The 367-nt window shown below is 45.8% G+C and carries 1 protein-coding gene; it reads left to right on the top strand.

Annotated features, from left to right (window positions below; all coding sequences use genetic code 11):
• Positions 1–367 (top strand): IS3 family transposase (locus PPOP_RS16755; RefSeq protein ID WP_042229573.1); only part of this gene is annotated, 367 nt, incomplete at both ends.

Genomic DNA, 367 nt, shown 5'->3' with positions numbered 1-367 from the left:
CTAGTCGATCTGTTTAATCGAGAAATCATCGGCCATAGTGTGGGCCCCCATAAGGATGCCGACCTGATTTCTCGCGCTTTTGCGGCGGTCAAAGGCGATTTGCGTCAAATTCAGTGGTTTCACACCGACCGGGGCAGTGAGTTTAAAAATCAGAAAATAGATGAGCTCTTGAAGACGTTTGATATCGGTCGATCACTCAGTATGAAAGGTTGTCCGTATGACAACGCCGTGGCAGAAGCGACCTTTAAGACTATCAAAACCGAATTCGTGAATCAGATGAACTTCCAGAGCCTTACTCACCTGGAACTAGAGTTGTACGATTACGTCAACTGGTTTAACAAGCATCGAATTCATGGAACATTAGGGT

Source organism: Paenibacillus popilliae ATCC 14706, from assembly GCF_000315235.1.
In the GTDB taxonomy this organism is placed as follows: domain Bacteria; phylum Bacillota; class Bacilli; order Paenibacillales; family Paenibacillaceae; genus Paenibacillus_B; species Paenibacillus_B popilliae.
Note: the sequence above shows the minus strand (reverse complement) of the source record. Positions and strands in the feature narration are given on the sequence as shown.